The 14,905-nt window shown below is 70.4% G+C and carries 18 protein-coding genes and 1 pseudogene; 6 read left to right on the top strand and 13 right to left on the bottom strand.

The features are described 5' to 3' along the window. Positions 1-93: 93 nt before the first annotated feature. From ADL12_RS56690 to ADL12_RS23260, 10 genes are read right to left on the bottom strand one after another with little or no spacing between them, the layout of a single operon-like run. Positions 94-864, bottom strand: coding sequence for a sulfite exporter TauE/SafE family protein (locus tag ADL12_RS56690; protein WP_063806715.1), 771 nt, complete (start codon positions 862-864; stop codon positions 94-96). Next, on the bottom strand, positions 861-2,528 hold the full coding sequence (locus ADL12_RS23220) for a rhodanese-like domain-containing protein (protein WP_079052223.1): 1,668 nt from the start codon (positions 2,526-2,528) through the stop codon (positions 861-863). The genes ADL12_RS56690 and ADL12_RS23220 overlap by 4 nt, the downstream gene beginning before the upstream one ends. Beyond that, a complete protein-coding gene (locus ADL12_RS23225; protein WP_079052224.1) occupies positions 2,525-3,391 on the bottom strand; it encodes an ABC transporter permease in 867 nt (288 codons plus the stop codon). Before ADL12_RS23225 ends, ADL12_RS23220 begins: the two co-directional genes overlap by 4 nt. Continuing rightward, complete coding sequence (locus ADL12_RS23230) at positions 3,388-4,575, bottom strand: ABC transporter substrate-binding protein (RefSeq protein ID WP_062704724.1); 1,188 nt, start codon at positions 4,573-4,575, stop codon at positions 3,388-3,390. Before ADL12_RS23230 ends, ADL12_RS23225 begins: the two co-directional genes overlap by 4 nt. Beyond that, positions 4,568-5,332, bottom strand: coding sequence for an ABC transporter ATP-binding protein (locus ADL12_RS23235; RefSeq protein WP_062704726.1), 765 nt, complete (start codon positions 5,330-5,332; stop codon positions 4,568-4,570). Before ADL12_RS23235 ends, ADL12_RS23230 begins: the two co-directional genes overlap by 8 nt. Then, positions 5,329-6,144: a flavin reductase gene (locus tag ADL12_RS23240; RefSeq protein ID WP_062704728.1), complete on the bottom strand. Its 816-nt coding sequence runs from the start codon at positions 6,142-6,144 to the stop codon at positions 5,329-5,331. The genes ADL12_RS23235 and ADL12_RS23240 overlap by 4 nt, the downstream gene beginning before the upstream one ends. Next, the gene (locus ADL12_RS23245; protein WP_159053254.1) at positions 6,141-6,809 is read right to left on the bottom strand and encodes an RNA polymerase sigma factor; all 669 of its coding nucleotides are present in this window, start codon (positions 6,807-6,809) and stop codon (positions 6,141-6,143) included. Before ADL12_RS23245 ends, ADL12_RS23240 begins: the two co-directional genes overlap by 4 nt. Next, the gene (locus tag ADL12_RS23250) at positions 6,806-7,900 is read right to left on the bottom strand and encodes an acyl-CoA dehydrogenase family protein (RefSeq protein ID WP_107120000.1); all 1,095 of its coding nucleotides are present in this window, start codon (positions 7,898-7,900) and stop codon (positions 6,806-6,808) included. The genes ADL12_RS23245 and ADL12_RS23250 overlap by 4 nt, the downstream gene beginning before the upstream one ends. A gap of 51 nt (positions 7,901-7,951) precedes the next feature. Further along, a complete protein-coding gene (gene cynS / locus ADL12_RS23255) occupies positions 7,952-8,404 on the bottom strand; it encodes a cyanase (protein WP_062704732.1) in 453 nt (150 codons plus the stop codon). 8 nt (positions 8,405-8,412) lie between these two features. Beyond that, the gene (locus tag ADL12_RS23260) at positions 8,413-8,955 is read right to left on the bottom strand and encodes an OsmC family protein (protein WP_062704734.1); all 543 of its coding nucleotides are present in this window, start codon (positions 8,953-8,955) and stop codon (positions 8,413-8,415) included. A gap of 256 nt (positions 8,956-9,211) precedes the next feature. Here ADL12_RS23260 and ADL12_RS23265 point away from each other — a divergent pair, with 256 nt between their 5' ends. Both ADL12_RS23265 and ADL12_RS23270 read left to right on the top strand, forming a co-directional pair. Continuing rightward, a complete protein-coding gene (locus tag ADL12_RS23265; protein ID WP_244188030.1) occupies positions 9,212-9,664 on the top strand; it encodes a nuclear transport factor 2 family protein in 453 nt (150 codons plus the stop codon). A 127-nt stretch (positions 9,665-9,791) separates the two neighbouring features. Next, positions 9,792-10,187, top strand: a complete 396-nt coding sequence (locus ADL12_RS23270) for a nuclear transport factor 2 family protein (RefSeq protein ID WP_062704736.1) — start codon at positions 9,792-9,794, stop codon at positions 10,185-10,187. Between the two features lie 188 nt (positions 10,188-10,375). Here the strand turns inward: ADL12_RS23270 and ADL12_RS23275 are convergent, their stop codons facing one another. Next, positions 10,376-10,744, bottom strand: coding sequence for a winged helix-turn-helix transcriptional regulator (locus ADL12_RS23275; RefSeq protein WP_062704738.1), 369 nt, complete (start codon positions 10,742-10,744; stop codon positions 10,376-10,378). A 489-nt stretch (positions 10,745-11,233) separates the two neighbouring features. On the opposite strand from ADL12_RS23275, the gene ADL12_RS23280 reads away from it, so the two are divergent. Together ADL12_RS23280 and ADL12_RS23285 are read left to right on the top strand one after the other, a co-directional pair. Continuing rightward, on the top strand, positions 11,234-11,572 hold the full coding sequence (locus tag ADL12_RS23280; protein WP_062704740.1) for an nSTAND1 domain-containing NTPase: 339 nt from the start codon (positions 11,234-11,236) through the stop codon (positions 11,570-11,572). A 204-nt stretch (positions 11,573-11,776) separates the two neighbouring features. Then, the gene (locus ADL12_RS23285; RefSeq protein ID WP_063806716.1) at positions 11,777-12,457 is read left to right on the top strand and encodes a DJ-1/PfpI family protein; all 681 of its coding nucleotides are present in this window, start codon (positions 11,777-11,779) and stop codon (positions 12,455-12,457) included. A 61-nt stretch (positions 12,458-12,518) separates the two neighbouring features. Here ADL12_RS23285 and ADL12_RS50845 read toward each other — a convergent pair whose 3' ends face one another. Next, complete coding sequence (locus ADL12_RS50845) at positions 12,519-12,848, bottom strand: hypothetical protein (protein ID WP_079052225.1); 330 nt, start codon at positions 12,846-12,848, stop codon at positions 12,519-12,521. A gap of 140 nt (positions 12,849-12,988) precedes the next feature. Next, a pseudogene (locus ADL12_RS23295) lies at positions 12,989-13,606 on the bottom strand (MBL fold metallo-hydrolase); the annotation flags it as partial. Between the two features lie 131 nt (positions 13,607-13,737). Between ADL12_RS23295 and ADL12_RS55050 the strand changes: the two are divergent. Next, positions 13,738-13,893, top strand: a complete 156-nt coding sequence (locus ADL12_RS55050; RefSeq protein ID WP_167364427.1) for a hypothetical protein — start codon at positions 13,738-13,740, stop codon at positions 13,891-13,893. A gap of 128 nt (positions 13,894-14,021) precedes the next feature. After that, entirely contained in the window at positions 14,022-14,462 is a 441-nt protein-coding gene (locus ADL12_RS23300) for a VOC family protein (protein ID WP_062704743.1), read from the top strand. The last annotated feature ends 443 nt before the right edge of the window (positions 14,463-14,905 follow it).

Below are 14,905 nucleotides of genomic sequence, written 5' to 3' on the forward strand. Positions count from 1 at the left end.
ACAGCAACACGATGTTCTGGACACCCAAGGACTGCGGGTCGTCGCCGGCGGCTGCTCCGCCGGTGCGCGATCGCACGGACAGAAAGCGGTATTTCAGGCGGCCGCCACGCGAACGAGCACGAAGCCCGCGACCGCCAGTACGAAGACCGAGAAGGCGCGGCGCAGCGCCTTGGCCGGGAGCCGGCAGCCCACCGGCGCGGCCGCGGCGGCGCCGAGGAGGGCGCACGCCGTGAAACTGCCCGCCAGCAGCGGGTCGAGATCCACGTGGCCGAGCCAGGACATCAGCCCGCTGAACGAGTTCAGCACGATGATCACCAGCGCCGTGCCCGCCGCCGTCGCGATCGGCAGCCCCAGCACCACCGTGAGCGCGGGAACGATGAGGAACCCGCCGCCCACGCCGAACAACCCGGTCAGAAAACCGACCAACGCGCCGACGGCCACCGCGCGCGGCAGACACCGGCGCAGCTCCGTCCCACCGTCCGGCGCGGCGCAACCGTTACGGCGCGCCGGACGGTCGAGGAACATCCGCGCCCCGGTGACGACGAGCAGGATGCCGAATCCGGCGAGCACCAGGCGCGGTTCGAGCCGGCGGTTCACCAGGGCGCCGCCGTACGTCGCTGCTGCACCGGTCACCGCGAAGACGCCCGCGATCCGCCAGTGGACGTGTCCGGCGCGGATCCGGCTCACGGACGCGACGGCCGCTGAACAGCCCACCACCAGCAGCGACATCGGCACCGCCGACGTCGTCGGCAGCCCCGCCACGAAAACCAGGACCGGCAGAGCCAGAATCGAGCCGCCGCCTCCCAGCAGTCCGAGCGCGCCGCCGACGAGCAGCGCGAGCACGAGCGTGGCCATCAGCGTCATGGCGCTGCTTCACCACCCGGTGATCCGGACTCCAGCCAGGCGCGCAGACAGCCGTCGACGAGAACGACGTCGTACCCGTGTGCTGCGAGCAGGGACGCCGCCACCGTCGCCCGGTAACCCGAGGCGCAGTGCACCCAGATCTGCCGATCCGGCGGCAGTTCGCAGCGGCGCGCCAGGAGTTCGTGCAGCGGGATGGGGACCGAGCCGTGGACAACACCGTCGGCGTGTTCCGCGGTCCGGCGTACGTCGAGCACGAGCACGTCGGTCCGCTCTCGGGCCCGCGCCAGTTCCTCGTACGACGCGCGCGGCAGCGACGCCAGTGTCGCTTTCCCGGCGAGCGCCTCGATGGGGCCGCCGGCCGCACCGGCCAGATCGTCGACGCCGATCCGTACCAACTCGCGCTGTGCCTCGGCCACCTGCTCGGGCGTCTCACCGACGAGCGTGAGCGGCATGCCCTCCGGCAGCAGCCAGCCCAGGTGAGTGAGGAAGCTCGCGGACAGCTCGAAGCTGAGGGAGCCGGGCAGATGCCGGCGTGCGTACGCCGCACGGTCCCGCAGGTCGACCACCCACTCTCCGGCGTCGATCCGGGCGCGCAACTCCTGCGGCGCGGCCGTTTCGGGCGGGGTCAGGTCCACGGGCGAGGGGCCCGCCCGGTTGACCGGGGCCATGCGGGCGTACCAGGCCGGGACATCGGACAGCCCGGCGAGCAACTGCGAGACGTAGGCGTCCTCGTCGAGCAGCAGCGCGGGGTTGCGCTCGCGTTCCCGCCCGATGGTCGAATCATCGCCGTCGGCCGGGGTGGCCGCGCAGAAGGAGCCGAACCCGTGCGTCGGCAGCACCCGGGTCGTGGCCGCCGCCTCCGTGGCGAGCCGACGGACCGACGCGTGCTGGGACCGGGCGAGCGGCTCGGTGTGCTCCGAACCCAGCAGGTCGGTGCGCCCGGTGGTGCCGTACAGCATCGAACCGCCGGTGAACACCGCCATCTCGTCAGCGGCGGCGTCGGTCAGCAGGTAGCTCACGTGGTGGTGGGTGTGCCCCGGCGTCGCCACGACCCGCATCCGCATGCTGCCGACGTCGAGCACCTCGCCGTCGACCACACCGAGCCGCCCGAAGCTCACCTTCTCGGCCGCCGGCAGGACGTACGTCGCCTCCAGCGACCGCGCGAGCTCCAGCCCCCCGGTCACATAGTCGTTGTGGACATGGGTCTCGAACACATGGCTGAGGCGGACGCCCGCACGGTCGAGCAGCGTCCGTATCCGGTCGGTGTCGCGCTGCGGGTCCACGACCAGTGCCATGTGGCCGTCGTGGGCGAGGTAGCTCCGGTTGCCCAGTCCTGGCGTCTCGATGATCTCGACGGTCAGGGGACATACGGCCTTGGACCGCTCCAGCAGGCCGCCGTCGCGCTGCCACCGCACGATGCCGCCGGTGAGGGTGCGGGCGTCGTACCCTCTGCCGCCGAGCCAGGAGCTGATGCGGTCGGCGCGGCGACCGGACCGGCAGATCACCAGGACCGGGCGGCCGGGGTCGAGTTCACCGAGCCGGTCCGGGATCTCGTCCATGGGGATGTGCCGTGATCCGGGGATGCGTCCGGTGTTCCACTCGTGGATCTCGCGGATGTCGAGGAGCTGGAGGTCGGTGCGGGCGGTGACCTGGTCCGGGGTCACCGGGCTGCTGCCTTGCGCTCACGGCGGGGCTGCAGCAGCCATCGTGCCTGGGCGTCGATGGCGTATCCGATGAGGCCGATGATGAGGATGAGCGCTGTGATGTCGCTGTAGGCGAGCTGGTCCTTCGCGTTGAGGATCGCGTACCCGAGTCCGGAGGTGACGCCGAGCATCTCGGCGGGCACGAGCACGACCCAGCTGATGCCGATCGCCATCCGGATGCCCGACAACAGGTAGGGCTGTGCGGAGGGCCATGCCACCGAGCGGACGACCTCCCACCGGCCGGCGCCCAGGCCACGAGCCACGCGCAGGTGGTCGGGGTCGATCCGTCGTACGCCGTCGGCTGTGCTCATCAGGATCGGCCAGACCGCGGTCGCCGCGACCAGCGCGATCACCGGGTTGTCGCCGACGCCGAAGAGGCTGATCGCCACCGGTGCCCAGGACAGTGGCGAGATCATGCGCAGGAACATCAGTACCGGCCGGGTGCCGCGCTCCACGATCCGGCGCGATCCGATCGCGGCGCCGGAGAGGATGCCGGCGACCGCGGCCAGGGCGAGGCCGGCCGTCAGCCGCCACATGCTGCTGGTCGCGTCGTCGAACACGGACCCGTTGCGCAGCAGCGCGACCAGGGCGTCCCAGGTCGGCTCGGGCGCGAAGTCGCGCAGCATGGAGCCGGCTGCGGCGAGCACCTCGGTGATGAACCACCACAGCAGCAGCGCCGCGGCGACTCCGATCACCGGCGCCAGGGTGTCCGCGGCGGTGCCCGTACGGGCAGGGGTACGACGGTCACGGCCGCTGCGCGGGCTCCGGGGTGCGGTACCGGCGCTGACGTCTTCCTCGGTTTCCTCAGTGACGAGCGAGGTCATGGTTCGATCAGCTCCTTGCGGTTACGAACCAGCGGGATACCGGCGGCGCTCAGGGCCCGGGTGACGAAACGGTCGTCGACGAGCTCCCGGTGCGCGGCGGCACCGGTCAGGCCGGACAGGAACGAGGTGTCGCCGTCGACCGTCGTCCTGCCCATCAGCTCCACGAGCGAGGCGGTGTAACTGGCCGCCGGGAAAGCGGAGAAGCCGAGCCGCTGACCCTGCCATGCCGGGTGCCGCAGCACATCGCGGTACGCGGCGGCGGTGCGGTTGAAGACCTTGTCGATCGCCTTCACCGGCTGCGGGAGGTAGCCGGTCGGCCCCAGCTCGCGCGCGCCGCCTGTGCGGTGCGCGGAGAGCCACTGCTGGGCCCGGAGGACGGAGGCGACCAGCGCGGTCGCGGCCTCGGGGTGCGCGGTGGCCAGGTCTTCGCGGACCGTGACCGCGCAGCAGGCGTGGTCCTTCCACACGTCGCCGAGGAAGCGGAGCACGTGGCCGGCCCCGCTCGCCTCGGCCAGCGCGGAGAACGGGTCGGCGACGACGAAGCCCGCGATCGAACCGGCCCGCAGCGCGGGCACCATGTCGGCCGGCGACATCACCAGCAACTCGACGGTTCCGGCCGCGGCGGATGCCGTCCCGGTGACCGCCTTCAGACCGGCGGCGTCGAGCATCCGCTGGAGCAGGACGTTGTGCACCGACCACCAGAACGGGATCGCCACTCTCGCGCCGGCCAGCTGAGCGACGTCGGTGATCCGTGGCGCGACGGTGAGCGCGGATCCGTTGGTGTGCCCCCAGGCGACCACCTTGATCGGCGCCTTCTTCGCGATCCGCAGCTGCAGCGCCATCGGCATCAGCATGTGGACGACATCCACCTGACCGGTCGTCAGCGCCTGGGCCAGGCTGTCCCAGGAGCGGAACAGCACGGGGCGTTCGGCGTCGACGCCGGCGTCGGCCAGCAGGCCGCGCTCGTAGGCGACGAGGAGAGCACTGGCGTCGGTGATGGGCAGGTACCCGATGCGCAGCGGCCGGTCCAGGAGGCCGCCGCGGGTCGAGGCGGAGGGGGCGACGGAGCGGACCGCGCCCGTACCGGCCAGTCCGGCCAGCGTGGCCCCGGTCAGCACCCGGCCGCCGAGCCGCAGTGCGCCCCGGCGCGAGTACGGGCGGGAGGGCCGCGGTGTCTCAGACATGGTCCGGCTCTTTCGCCGCGGTGTGGTAGGCCGCCTGGATCTCTGCGCGCAGCTCCGCCCGGCCGGCGGAGCTGCCCGACGGGCCGTCCTGCGACTCGGGCCGGTGGGTCCAGCGGTGCGCGATACGGCCGCCTGCGCCCAGCAGCACGATCTCGTCGGCGAGCACGAGCGCCTCGTCGATGTCGTGGGTGACCATGACCGTGGTCCAGCCCCGCTCCGTCACCTGCCGGCGCAGCCAGGTCTGCAGCTCGGCGCGGGTGAGCGGATCGAGCGCGGAGAACGGCTCGTCGAGCAGCAGTACGTCCGGCGCGATGGCCAACGCCCTGGCGAGCGCGACCCGTTGGGCCTGGCCGCCGGAGATCTCCTCGGCGTAGCTGTTCTCCACGGCCGTCAGTCCCAGGAGCTCCAGCAACTCGTCGACGAGTTCCGGGGGGACGTCCTTGTTGGCGGCGTACGTCTGGCCGAGTCCGGCGTTCTCACGCACCGTCAGCCAGGGGAACAGCAGCGGCGCCTGGTGGACGGTGCCCTTCTTGAGGTCGTGCCCGCCGGAGTCGATCTCGCCTCCGCTCGGCGCCAGTTCGCCCGTGAGGACGTGAAGCAGCGTGGATTTGCCGGCACCCGACTGGCCGAGCAGGGCCAGCACCCGGCCGCAGTTGATGGACAGGGAGATGCCGTCGAGCACCCGCTTGTCGCCGCGGCGTACGGACACGTCGATCAGTTGCGCCACCAGTTGGCCGGTGCGGAGTCTCGGCGTCATGGCGTGCCGTCCTTCCGGCCCGCCCGCCGGTCACCGGTCACCGGCGGTACCACGGTCGGCGTCCAGTCGTGCAGGGCGCCTGCCTGGTAGAGCAGCGGGGTGTGGGCCGACCGGTGCAGGGCGTGTACTCGGGCGAGGAGGATGACGTGGTCACCGCCGTCGTAGATCCGCACGATGTGGGTGGACAGCCAGGCGGCGGTCTCCTCGATGAGGGGGACGCCGTGGGGCCCGGTCCGGTGCTCCACGACGGCGAAGCGGTCTTCCACGGGAGAGGCGAACGTCTTCGCCACGTGCGCCTGGCCGCGGGACAGCACGTTCACGCCCATCGGCGAACCGACGCGGAAGGCCGGCAGGCAGCTCGCCGTCCGCGCGACACACACCAGGATCAACGGCGGGTCGAGGGAGACGCTGGTGAACGAGCTCACCGTCATCCCGACCGGCTTACCGGCCGGAGCCGTGGTGATCACGGTGACTCCGCTGGGGAAGGCGCCGGCCACGGCCTTGAGCGCCTGCGGCTCGATGACTTCCTCGGGCTGCCAGTGCCCCACCGCGTCCTCGTCGACGAGTGTGAAGCGCGGCCGGGAGTCGATTCTGTCGAGCAGCTCCCTGACCCGCGGGTCATCGTTCGGCAGCGTTTCGGTGTCCATGCCGCGCAGGAGGCGGCGTACGTCCTGGAGTTGTTCCAGGTAGACCTCGCAGGGCGGGCAGTCCTTCAGGTGCTGCACCACCTCGGCCTGCCAGGTCTCCTCGTCGGCGTCGAGCAGGTCGTCGACCATGCCGATGAACTCGCGGCAGTCGAGTACGGTCGTCACGGCCGGATTCCCTTCTTGTCCTGGTAGCCCTCCAGTGCGCCGCGGAGCTTCACGCGGCCGCGGTGGAGGAGCGCACGCTGGTTGGTGTCGTCGAGGTCGAGCAGTTCGCGGGTCTCGGCCGCCGACAGCCCCTCGACGTCGCGCAGCAGCACGACCAGGCGCTGGCTGCGCGGCAGTTGGGCCAGTGCGCCGGAGACCACGCCCATCAGCTCGGCGAACATCGCCGACTCCTCGGGCAGGAAGCGGCTGGTCGGCGGTACGGACCAGTGGTGGGCCTTCGGATGGCCTTCCGGGTGCATGCGCTCCGCGAACAGGTCCGTCTCCTCGAATCCGGAGCTCTCCCGCTGGGCACGGCGCAGCTCGCGCTCGGCGAGCTTGAGCGCCTTGTTGCGCAGCACTCCGAACAGCCAGGTGCGGAACCGTGACCGCCCCTCGAAGGTGTCGACCCGGTTGAGAACGGCGATCCAGGTTTCCTGGACGACGTCCTCGGCCAGGGTCCGGTCACCGGGTATCAGCGAGTCGGCGAAGCGCAGCATCGCCGGGTAGTGCGCGGAGATGAGCGCCGCGACTGCGTCGCGGTCCCCGCCCTTGAGCACCGCCGCTTCCGGACAGTACGACCGTGCGTCCTCCTGGGGCACTTGGCCCCGTTCCGCCTCGGTGCTCATGGCCGGCACTGGGCGAGCTCCCACTTCAGCTGGGCCTCGGAGGGGGACTGCACCGGGATGAAGAACGACTCCCTGAAGCGCCGCGAGGCGCCGGAGGTGCGGGCATAGCCGCGCCCACCGGCGGTCTTCGCCTCCAGGGTCGCCGCCTCCGTGGCGACCTCGGCCGCCGCGAGCCGCATGGACAGCATCTCCATGCGGGTGGCCGGGTTGCCGGATCCGACGCGACGCGCGACGTCACGCATCGCGGTACGCGCGACGGACAGGCGCCCGGTGGCCCGGTCCACATCCCCGGCGAACACCGTGTTCACCCCGGTCAAGCTGGCCCTGGCGTTGTCGAGGCAGGTGCCCGCCAGGCCGACGCACAGTGCTGTCTGCAGGGTGAGGAAGGTGCCCCGCACGGAGGTGAGGAAGCCTTCGAAGTCCCGGGTCAGCACCTGCTCGTGCGGCACCTTCACGTCCTTCAGGTTGAGGTAGGACGACGCGGTGCTGCCCAGCGCGAGCAGCGGGAAGGGACGGCCGACGCTGATGCCCTCGCTGTCGAGCGGCAGGACGACGACGATCCGGTCGCCGGTGTCGGTGCGGGCCGCGGTGACCAGCACCGCGTCGTCGTACAGGTTGGACGCCCAGCGGATCGGCCCCGACAGCTCGTACCCGTCCCCGGTGGCGGTCGCCGTGATCTCCAGCGAGCCGCAGCCCGCCAGCTCCCGGAAGGCCGAAGCCATCCCGGTCACGCCGGGCACCGTGCCGGCGCGGAGCCGTTCGGCCTGGGCGAGGGCGTACGGCGTACCGGACATGAGCAGGTACTCCAGGCACATCCGGTGCGCCCATGTAGTGAACGCGGAGCTCACGCAGCGGGCGGCCAGGGCGCTGATCACCTCGGCCATGCCCGGGAGCCCGCCGCCGGCGTTGCCGGGAGCACCCAGGTCGGTGGCATCGGCCTCAGCCAGCCAGGTCAGCACCTGCCGGGCCTGGCCTGCCTCGTCGGCGTCAAGCCGGTCGGCTCCCTCACAGACGCGGGCCAGGAGGGCTTCGAAGGCCGTTCGGTCGAGGTCGGCGACGCTGCCGACGGGGGATGCGTGCACGGTGGTCATCAGTCCTCCAGATGGTCGGGGAGTGGTCCAGTACGCGGCTGTGCCTCGGCGCTACCAGCGGTAGTCGAGGAACTTGCCGTCGAACGTCACCACCACCCGGTCGCCGTCGGGGTGGGCGCGACGCCGGATGTCGACCTTGAAGTTGATCGCCGACATGATTCCGTCGCCGAACTCCTCGTGGATGAGCTCCTTCAGCGCCGGGCCGTAGACCGACAGCGCCTCGAAGAAGCGGTAGACCGTCGGGTCCTTCATCAGCTCCGGGGCGATGTCGCGCGCGGGCTGCAGCTGCAGCGACTCGACGACCTCGTCCCCGAGCCCGAGCAGCGCGGCGACGGCCGCCGCGTCCTCGGCGGTCATGGGGTGCTGTCCCAGCAGCGCCGCCGTCGTCCACACGACGGGCTTGTCGATCTTGGCGGCGATCGCCGACCAGGTCAGGCCCCGGCGGATCCGGGCGGCAGCAACCAGGGCCGCGGCCTCGGACTTGGGCAGGATCGGAGTGCTCATGGCGGGCCTCAGCCGATGGTCAGGGTCGAGGAGATCTCGACGTTGTTCGCGAACGTGTTGACCACCGGCGACCACGTCATCGCGCTGTCCTTGATCTCGCCGAGGACCTCGTCGTCGGCGTCGCCGGCCAGCGTGACGGAGCAGCGCACGGCGGTGAAGCCCAGGACCTTGCCCTCCGGGGTGTCGCCGACGCCCCAGACGGCGGAGATGTCGATGTCGCCCTCCATGGCGACCTCGATCTTGCTCAGGGTCACGCCGCGCTGGGTGGCGTTGGCGAGCAGGCCGACGGAGACGCAGGAGCCGAGGGCCGCGAGCGCCATCTCCGAGGGGTTGGGCGCGGCGTCGTCACCGAGCAGGTGGCAGGGCTCCGAGACCAGCACCGGCTCCAGGGTGCGGATCTGCGTGAGGTTGCGGAAGCCGCCCTCACAGGTGGTCACGGCCTTGAGCGTCTTCCGGCCGGTGCTCGGGTCCGCCTTGGCGCTGCTGGCGAGTGCTTCCAGGCCGTCGGCGTCGATGCTCTCAAGGCCACTGGCCGACACGGTCTGAGTCATGGCTTCGGATCCCTCTCTTCGCGTTCCGCTACCTGCCGGCGGCTGCCGGCAGCGGCTTTCACGAGGTGAGTTCCGGTGGAGGCGCCAACCGTGACACCCGGCGGCCGGAAAACGCCGTCCGAGAGGGGGTATTTACATCCCGCTAACAGCAGGGCCGTGAACGCCGGGGCCGCGTAACCCCCGGGCAACACCGAGGCGGCATGTGACGTGTGTCACGTAATCCCGTTGGTTACGTTGAGGTGACTGGTTGCCGATCGTGAGTATGGCGGTGCAGCAGGACGAACTCACCGAAGGAGAGGGGTCGGCCATGGGGTCCACCACCGCGCTCAGGATCGCCCGGCAGTACGCCGACGGGGTCTCCGCCAAGGACTTCGCCACCGTCACGGGCTTGTTCGCCGACGACATCGTGTGGCACCAGCCGGGTGACAACCGCTTCTCCGGTTCACATCGCGGCACGGCCGCGGTCGGCGAGATGTTCGGCGGCATGATGACGGTCACCGAAGGGACGTTCGCACTGGAGCCGACCATGGAGCCCATGGTGAACGGCTCGCTGGTCGCGGTACCCGTCCACTTCTCGGCCGAGCGGGACGGCGTGGAGATGGGCATGAACGGCGTCGACCTGCTGCGGATCGAGGGCGAGCGCATCGCGGAGGTCTGGCTCTTCGCGGCGGGCCAGCAGAGCGAGGACGCGTTCTGGGGCAGTGCCTGAGGAGCAGGCCCGCCGAAACCTGACCGGGCGTCGTTGATCCATCCCGAGTCGCGCACGTCGCGCCTCGCATCCAACCTGTAACAGTAAGTCGTACTGCCTCTATGCCAGGGGCGTAAGGAGTGTTGTCTTGACCAGCAAGAACGTCGACATCGCGCGTGAGTACTTCCAGGCCGTACAGAAGGGCGACCTGGCCAAGGTCGGGGAGCTTCTGGACGAGGAGATCGTCTGGCATCAGCCGGGCGCCAACCAGTTCTCCGGTGAGCGCAAGGGGCGCGACGCCGTCTTCGCGATGCTCGGCGGGATGATGGAGGCCAGCCAGGGCTCCTTCGCCATCGACGAGATCGACGCTCTCATGGGCAATGGCGACATGGTGGCCGCCTCGATCCACTTCGTCGGGCGGCGCGAGGACGCGTCCATGAGCATGGACGGCGTGGATGTCCTGCGCCTCAAGGACGGCAAGATCGTCGAGATGTGGCTGTTCTCCGGCGACCAGACGGCCGAGGACGCCTTCTGGGGGCAGTAGGCCGCGCGCATCCTTCCCAGACGGAAGCCGTTCGGCACTGCGGTGCAGTGCCGAACGGCTTGTGGCGTGGGTTGCCGGGCGACCGGCGGCAGGATCCCCCGACTCCGGGCGCGCGGGCCGTGGCGGCCGCCACGGCGCCCACCTTCACGACGTTTCGCCAAATACTTGCCTGTGATGGCCGGCCACGGTCACTGGCGGGCGTCGTAGCTCTCGCGCGCCGCGAGTACGTCGGCGAAGTGTTCCTCGGCCCAGAGGCCCAGTGCCTGAAGCGGGGCATGCAGAGTGCGTCCCAGTGCGGTCAACTCGTATTCGACCCTGGGCGGGATCTCGGCGTACACGTGCCGGATGACGATTCCGTCGCGTTCCAGGTCACGGAGCGTCTCGGTGAGGACCTTGGCGCTGATGCCGTCGACGGTGGTGCGCAGGTCGCGGAAGCGCATTCGGTCGGCGCTGAGCGCGATGACCACCATGGCCGTCCATTTGTTGGCGATGCGGGCGAGCGAGGTACGGGACGGGCAGGTCGCTGTCATGACATCAAAGGCCGGAAGCTGTGGCATGCGTCAGACGCCCTCATTGGTTGCGTTGAGATGGCTTGTTACCGATGGTAAGTGTAAGGACTCGGCAGGCAGCATGTTCGCCGACGCCATCGTCTGGCACCAGCCCGGTGCCCACCGCTTCTCCGGCAGCCATCGCGGCGGGGCGGCGGTGGGCGAGTTCCTCGGCGCTCGGATGGCCGTCCTGTGAGGCAGCGAGAGTAGCCCTTGTCTTCGCGACGATGATGTCACGGGTGGCGGCCGGGCGTCGGCTGCCGTCGTGACAGGTCATGCGGGCAATGCGCGGGCCTGCCGTTTTGACGCCGGGGTGTGGGAGCGGCGGTGGAAGGAAGCGGACGCGGCGGTTGTGGAGGCGCTGCGTGCGGAGCGGGCGGGTACGTTACCTCCGAGCGGCTGGTGCGTGCCACCGGGGCGCGGTGCCGTACGAGCCGTCCGGCAGCGGCAAGTCCTCCCTGCCGTGGGCCCGGTTCATCGACCTGCTGCCGGCCGCCCATGACCCCGACTGCCGTCTGCGGGTGCTGGTCAGTCGTACGTGCGGACTTCTGCCACCGTCTCGCCGAACACCGGGACCTGGCGGAGGTGTTGTACGGCGCGGGCCTGCCGCTCGGCCTGATGACGGCGGACGAGCTGCGTGAAGCGGTCGTCAAGCCGCTGCCGTGGCCGGGCCTCTGGTGGAAGCGGGAGCTCACCGCCCGTCTGGTCGACGATGTTCTGGACGAACCCGGCGGGCTGCCGATGCTGTCGCACATCCTGCTGGACGCGGTCACGTGCGAACACATGCGGAGCTGCCAACTGGCAGAGGCGTCACGATGGCGTGCGGCTGATTTGTGAATACCTGACGTGATGTGGCAGATCAGATGGAGTCTCCACGCCGATGAGCGCAGGCAGGCGCGGTTATCAGGGTGTGGCCGTTCCAGGATCGTCCGCAATGCCGTCGCGGTCGCGGCGTCGGCGGACCCTCCACAACAGTGCCGGGAACTACCGGTGGGTCCGGGCCGACCTCTTCTGGAGAGGGCTCTCACTGGGAGGTAATCCTTGGAACGCCGTACTTTCCTGCGCGCGTCTGCGTTGTCGACCGGGCTGGCGGCGACGGGCGTGCCCCTCGCCTCGGCGGCGTCGCCGTTGCGTGTCCAGATTCTGCTCTACGAGGGTGTGGAGGAGTTGGATTCCGTCGCGCCTTTCGACGTGCTGTCCCTTGCTGCCGACATGGGTGGCGCCATCCGAACGGCACTGGTCTCGACCAACAAGCCGACCATGGTCACTGCGTCGAAGGGCCTGCGGATCGAAGTACCGCGCGGCTGGTCACCGCAGGACGCCGACGTGCTGATCGTGCCCGGCGGCGGCCGGCACGACCTGCCAGGGTCGGGCATACACCGGCTGCTCGCGGACAAGGCGTTCATCCAGCGCCTCGCCGGCGTCGAAGCGATCATGGCCGGGGTCTGCACGGGCGTGATGGCCTTGTCGGCGGCCGGATTCACGCGCGGCAGGCCGGCTACCACCCACTCGGGCAGCAAGGCTGCCCTCGCGGCACAGGGCGCGAAGGTGGTCAACGCGCGCGTGGTCGATGACGGCGACCTCGTCACGTGCGGTGGCATCACCTCCGGCCTGGATGCCGCGGTCTGGCTGGTCGAGCGGTTCTTCGGCGCGCAGTTCGCCAACCAGGTCGAGACAGTATTGGAGTACGAGCGCCGCGGCACGGTCTGGCGTAACTCGTAGCGCGGCTTGAAGGGTGGATCACTCCCGGCGACGAACGCGTTCCGGGGGTGGTCCACCGACGTCAACGAGACGATGCCGCCGCGGCCGTAGACACTGCGTCCGGCGTGACGGCGTCGACCACGGTCTCCAGCTCCCGGTGGTCGTTGCGGTTGGCTGCGGAGACGACCACGGTCAGTGGGATACCGCGCCGCTCGCTCATCGCATGGCGGTGCGATGGCGTCCGCGGCGAGCACGGCGTACTCGGCATGGGGGTGCCCAGGGGTGTGCGATGGCCCGTGGCCAGGCCGGTCCGCTCGCCCTCGCCGCGGAAGACGCCGGAACGCATGGCCGCGTCCATCGGATTCAACGCGGTGGCCGCCACCTTGATCCGCGCCTGCCCGGGATCTGGCACGGCACTGGAGGCTCGGTGATTTCGACTGCCCCGGGCCCACCGAATCGGGACACCGTTGCGGCACGCATGAGCGTGTTCTTCTTCCTTCCGAAGGGCTGAGTGCGACGGGTCGTTGGATGGACGGAATCCATCCACTCCGGTCAACCCAGGTGGCCCCAGTCCAGGTGGTCGGCCAGCCCCGCGGCGGTGAAGGCGGCCTGCAGGGCGTCGCGGCCCTCGGTGAAGTGGGCCCAGCTGTCGTAGTGGACGGGAACGACGCGACGCGCCCCAAGTATCTGTGTGGCTTCGGCGGCATGAGCGCTGTCGAGGACGATGGCCGCTCCGTCGAAGAGGCCCGCGAAGCGGGGCGCGCCGGCGAAGAGGATGGCGGTGTCCACCGGCCCGAACCGCTCGGCCGTCTCCCCGACGGCGTCGAGGGAGGCGTTGTCGCCGCTGACGTACACGGTGGGCAGCCCGTCCCCGGTCAGGACGAATCCGACGACCTGTCCGGTGATCGCCTCGGCCTCCTCGCGCGGGCCGGGGCCATGGACGGCGGGGACGCCGGTCACGGTGACCGTGCCGCCGCCGGGGCGGTCCAGCTCGGCGGACTCCCAGTCGGCCAGCCCCGTGGCCTTGTCACCGAGGCGCTGGCCGCCACCTGGGGTGGTAAGGACGAGCGGCACGTCGGCGAGCAGGGCGCGGCCGGAACGGTCGAGGTTGTCGGGGTGCTCGTCGTGCGACAGCAGAACCACGTCTACGGGGCCGAGTTCGGCGGATGCTCGGGCCCGCCGGAGGTCAGCGTGGCCCCCAGATCGCGCCGGCACCGCGCGGCGGGGCCTGGACGGGTGCGGTGAGGGCGAGCGGCACGGGGAAGTCCACCCGCCAAGGGTGACCCGGCACCGTGAGTTGATTGGGGAGGCGCAATGCTCATGCGCGCACGCTGCGAATCGCCGAGGAAGCATGGAAAAGCGGGACGGCACGCTGCGGGCTGATCGTCTTCATGGGAGCGGCCACCTGCGCCGTACTCACCCTCGGTGGTGGCGCCTGGCTCGTGGGTCTGCTGTAGCGGTGCTGAGGCGCGATCCAGATTTTCTCCAGTTCGGCGGTCTGCGGATGTCGAGAATGTGCCACCGGCTCCGTCCCAGGGACAACAGCGGCCACCACCGGCCGCACGAGGAAGAAGGAGAAGCCGGCATGGCGATTCAGCGGATGGACAACGTCGGCATCGTCGTCGAGGACATGGATGCCGCCATCGCGTTCTTCGTGGAACTCGGTATGGAGCTGGAGGGCAGGGCGGAAGTCGAGGGCTTCTTCGCCGACCAGTGCACCGGACTCGACGGCGTCCGCTGTGACATCGCGATGGTCCGGACCCCGGACGGTCACAGCCGGCTCGAGCTGGCGAAGTACCGCAGCCCCGCGGTGATCAGCGCCGGGCCGCGCAACCGGCCGCACAACGTTCTGGGCACGCACCGCGTCATGTTCGCCGTCGACGACATCGAGGACACGGTTGCCCGCCTGCGCCCTCACGGCGCCGAACTCGTCGGCGAGATCGCCCGGTTCGAGGACAGCTATCTGCTCTGCTACGTCCGCGGCCCGGAGGGCATCATCGTCGGACTGGCCGAGCATCTGCGCTGAGAAGGCGAAACCGAACCATGCAGCCGACGAGATCATCGAGGTTGTGAACCGCCCGATCAGCCAGGAGCTGCCGGCCGGTGACGTGACCCGCCTGGCCTACGTCGCCAAGGACGGAACCCCGCGCAACGTACCGATCGCCTTCACCCGGAACGGGTCGCACATCGGCATGTGCACGACGTGGAACGCGCCCCGTGGCCACCCTCGCGCACAGGCTCCTGAAACGACGGCACCAGTAGGTGAGACACATCTGGGTGTCTGGAGAACCATCCCACTGCGGGGTCCACGACACGGGCGTGGCCCAATTCCTCCCCCCCCCCGGCGGACGCCCTGCACCATCAGGCGAGCCGATCCTTGCGGACCGCGGAGGAGGCAGCCGGGACTGGCAGGCCCTGACCGCGGCCCCCGGCATCACACTTTGGGGGCTCGGCAGGCCGGCCCGGACA

It is taken from the genome of Streptomyces regalis (genome assembly GCF_001509475.1).
GTDB lineage: Bacteria > Actinomycetota > Actinomycetes > Streptomycetales > Streptomycetaceae > Streptomyces > Streptomyces regalis.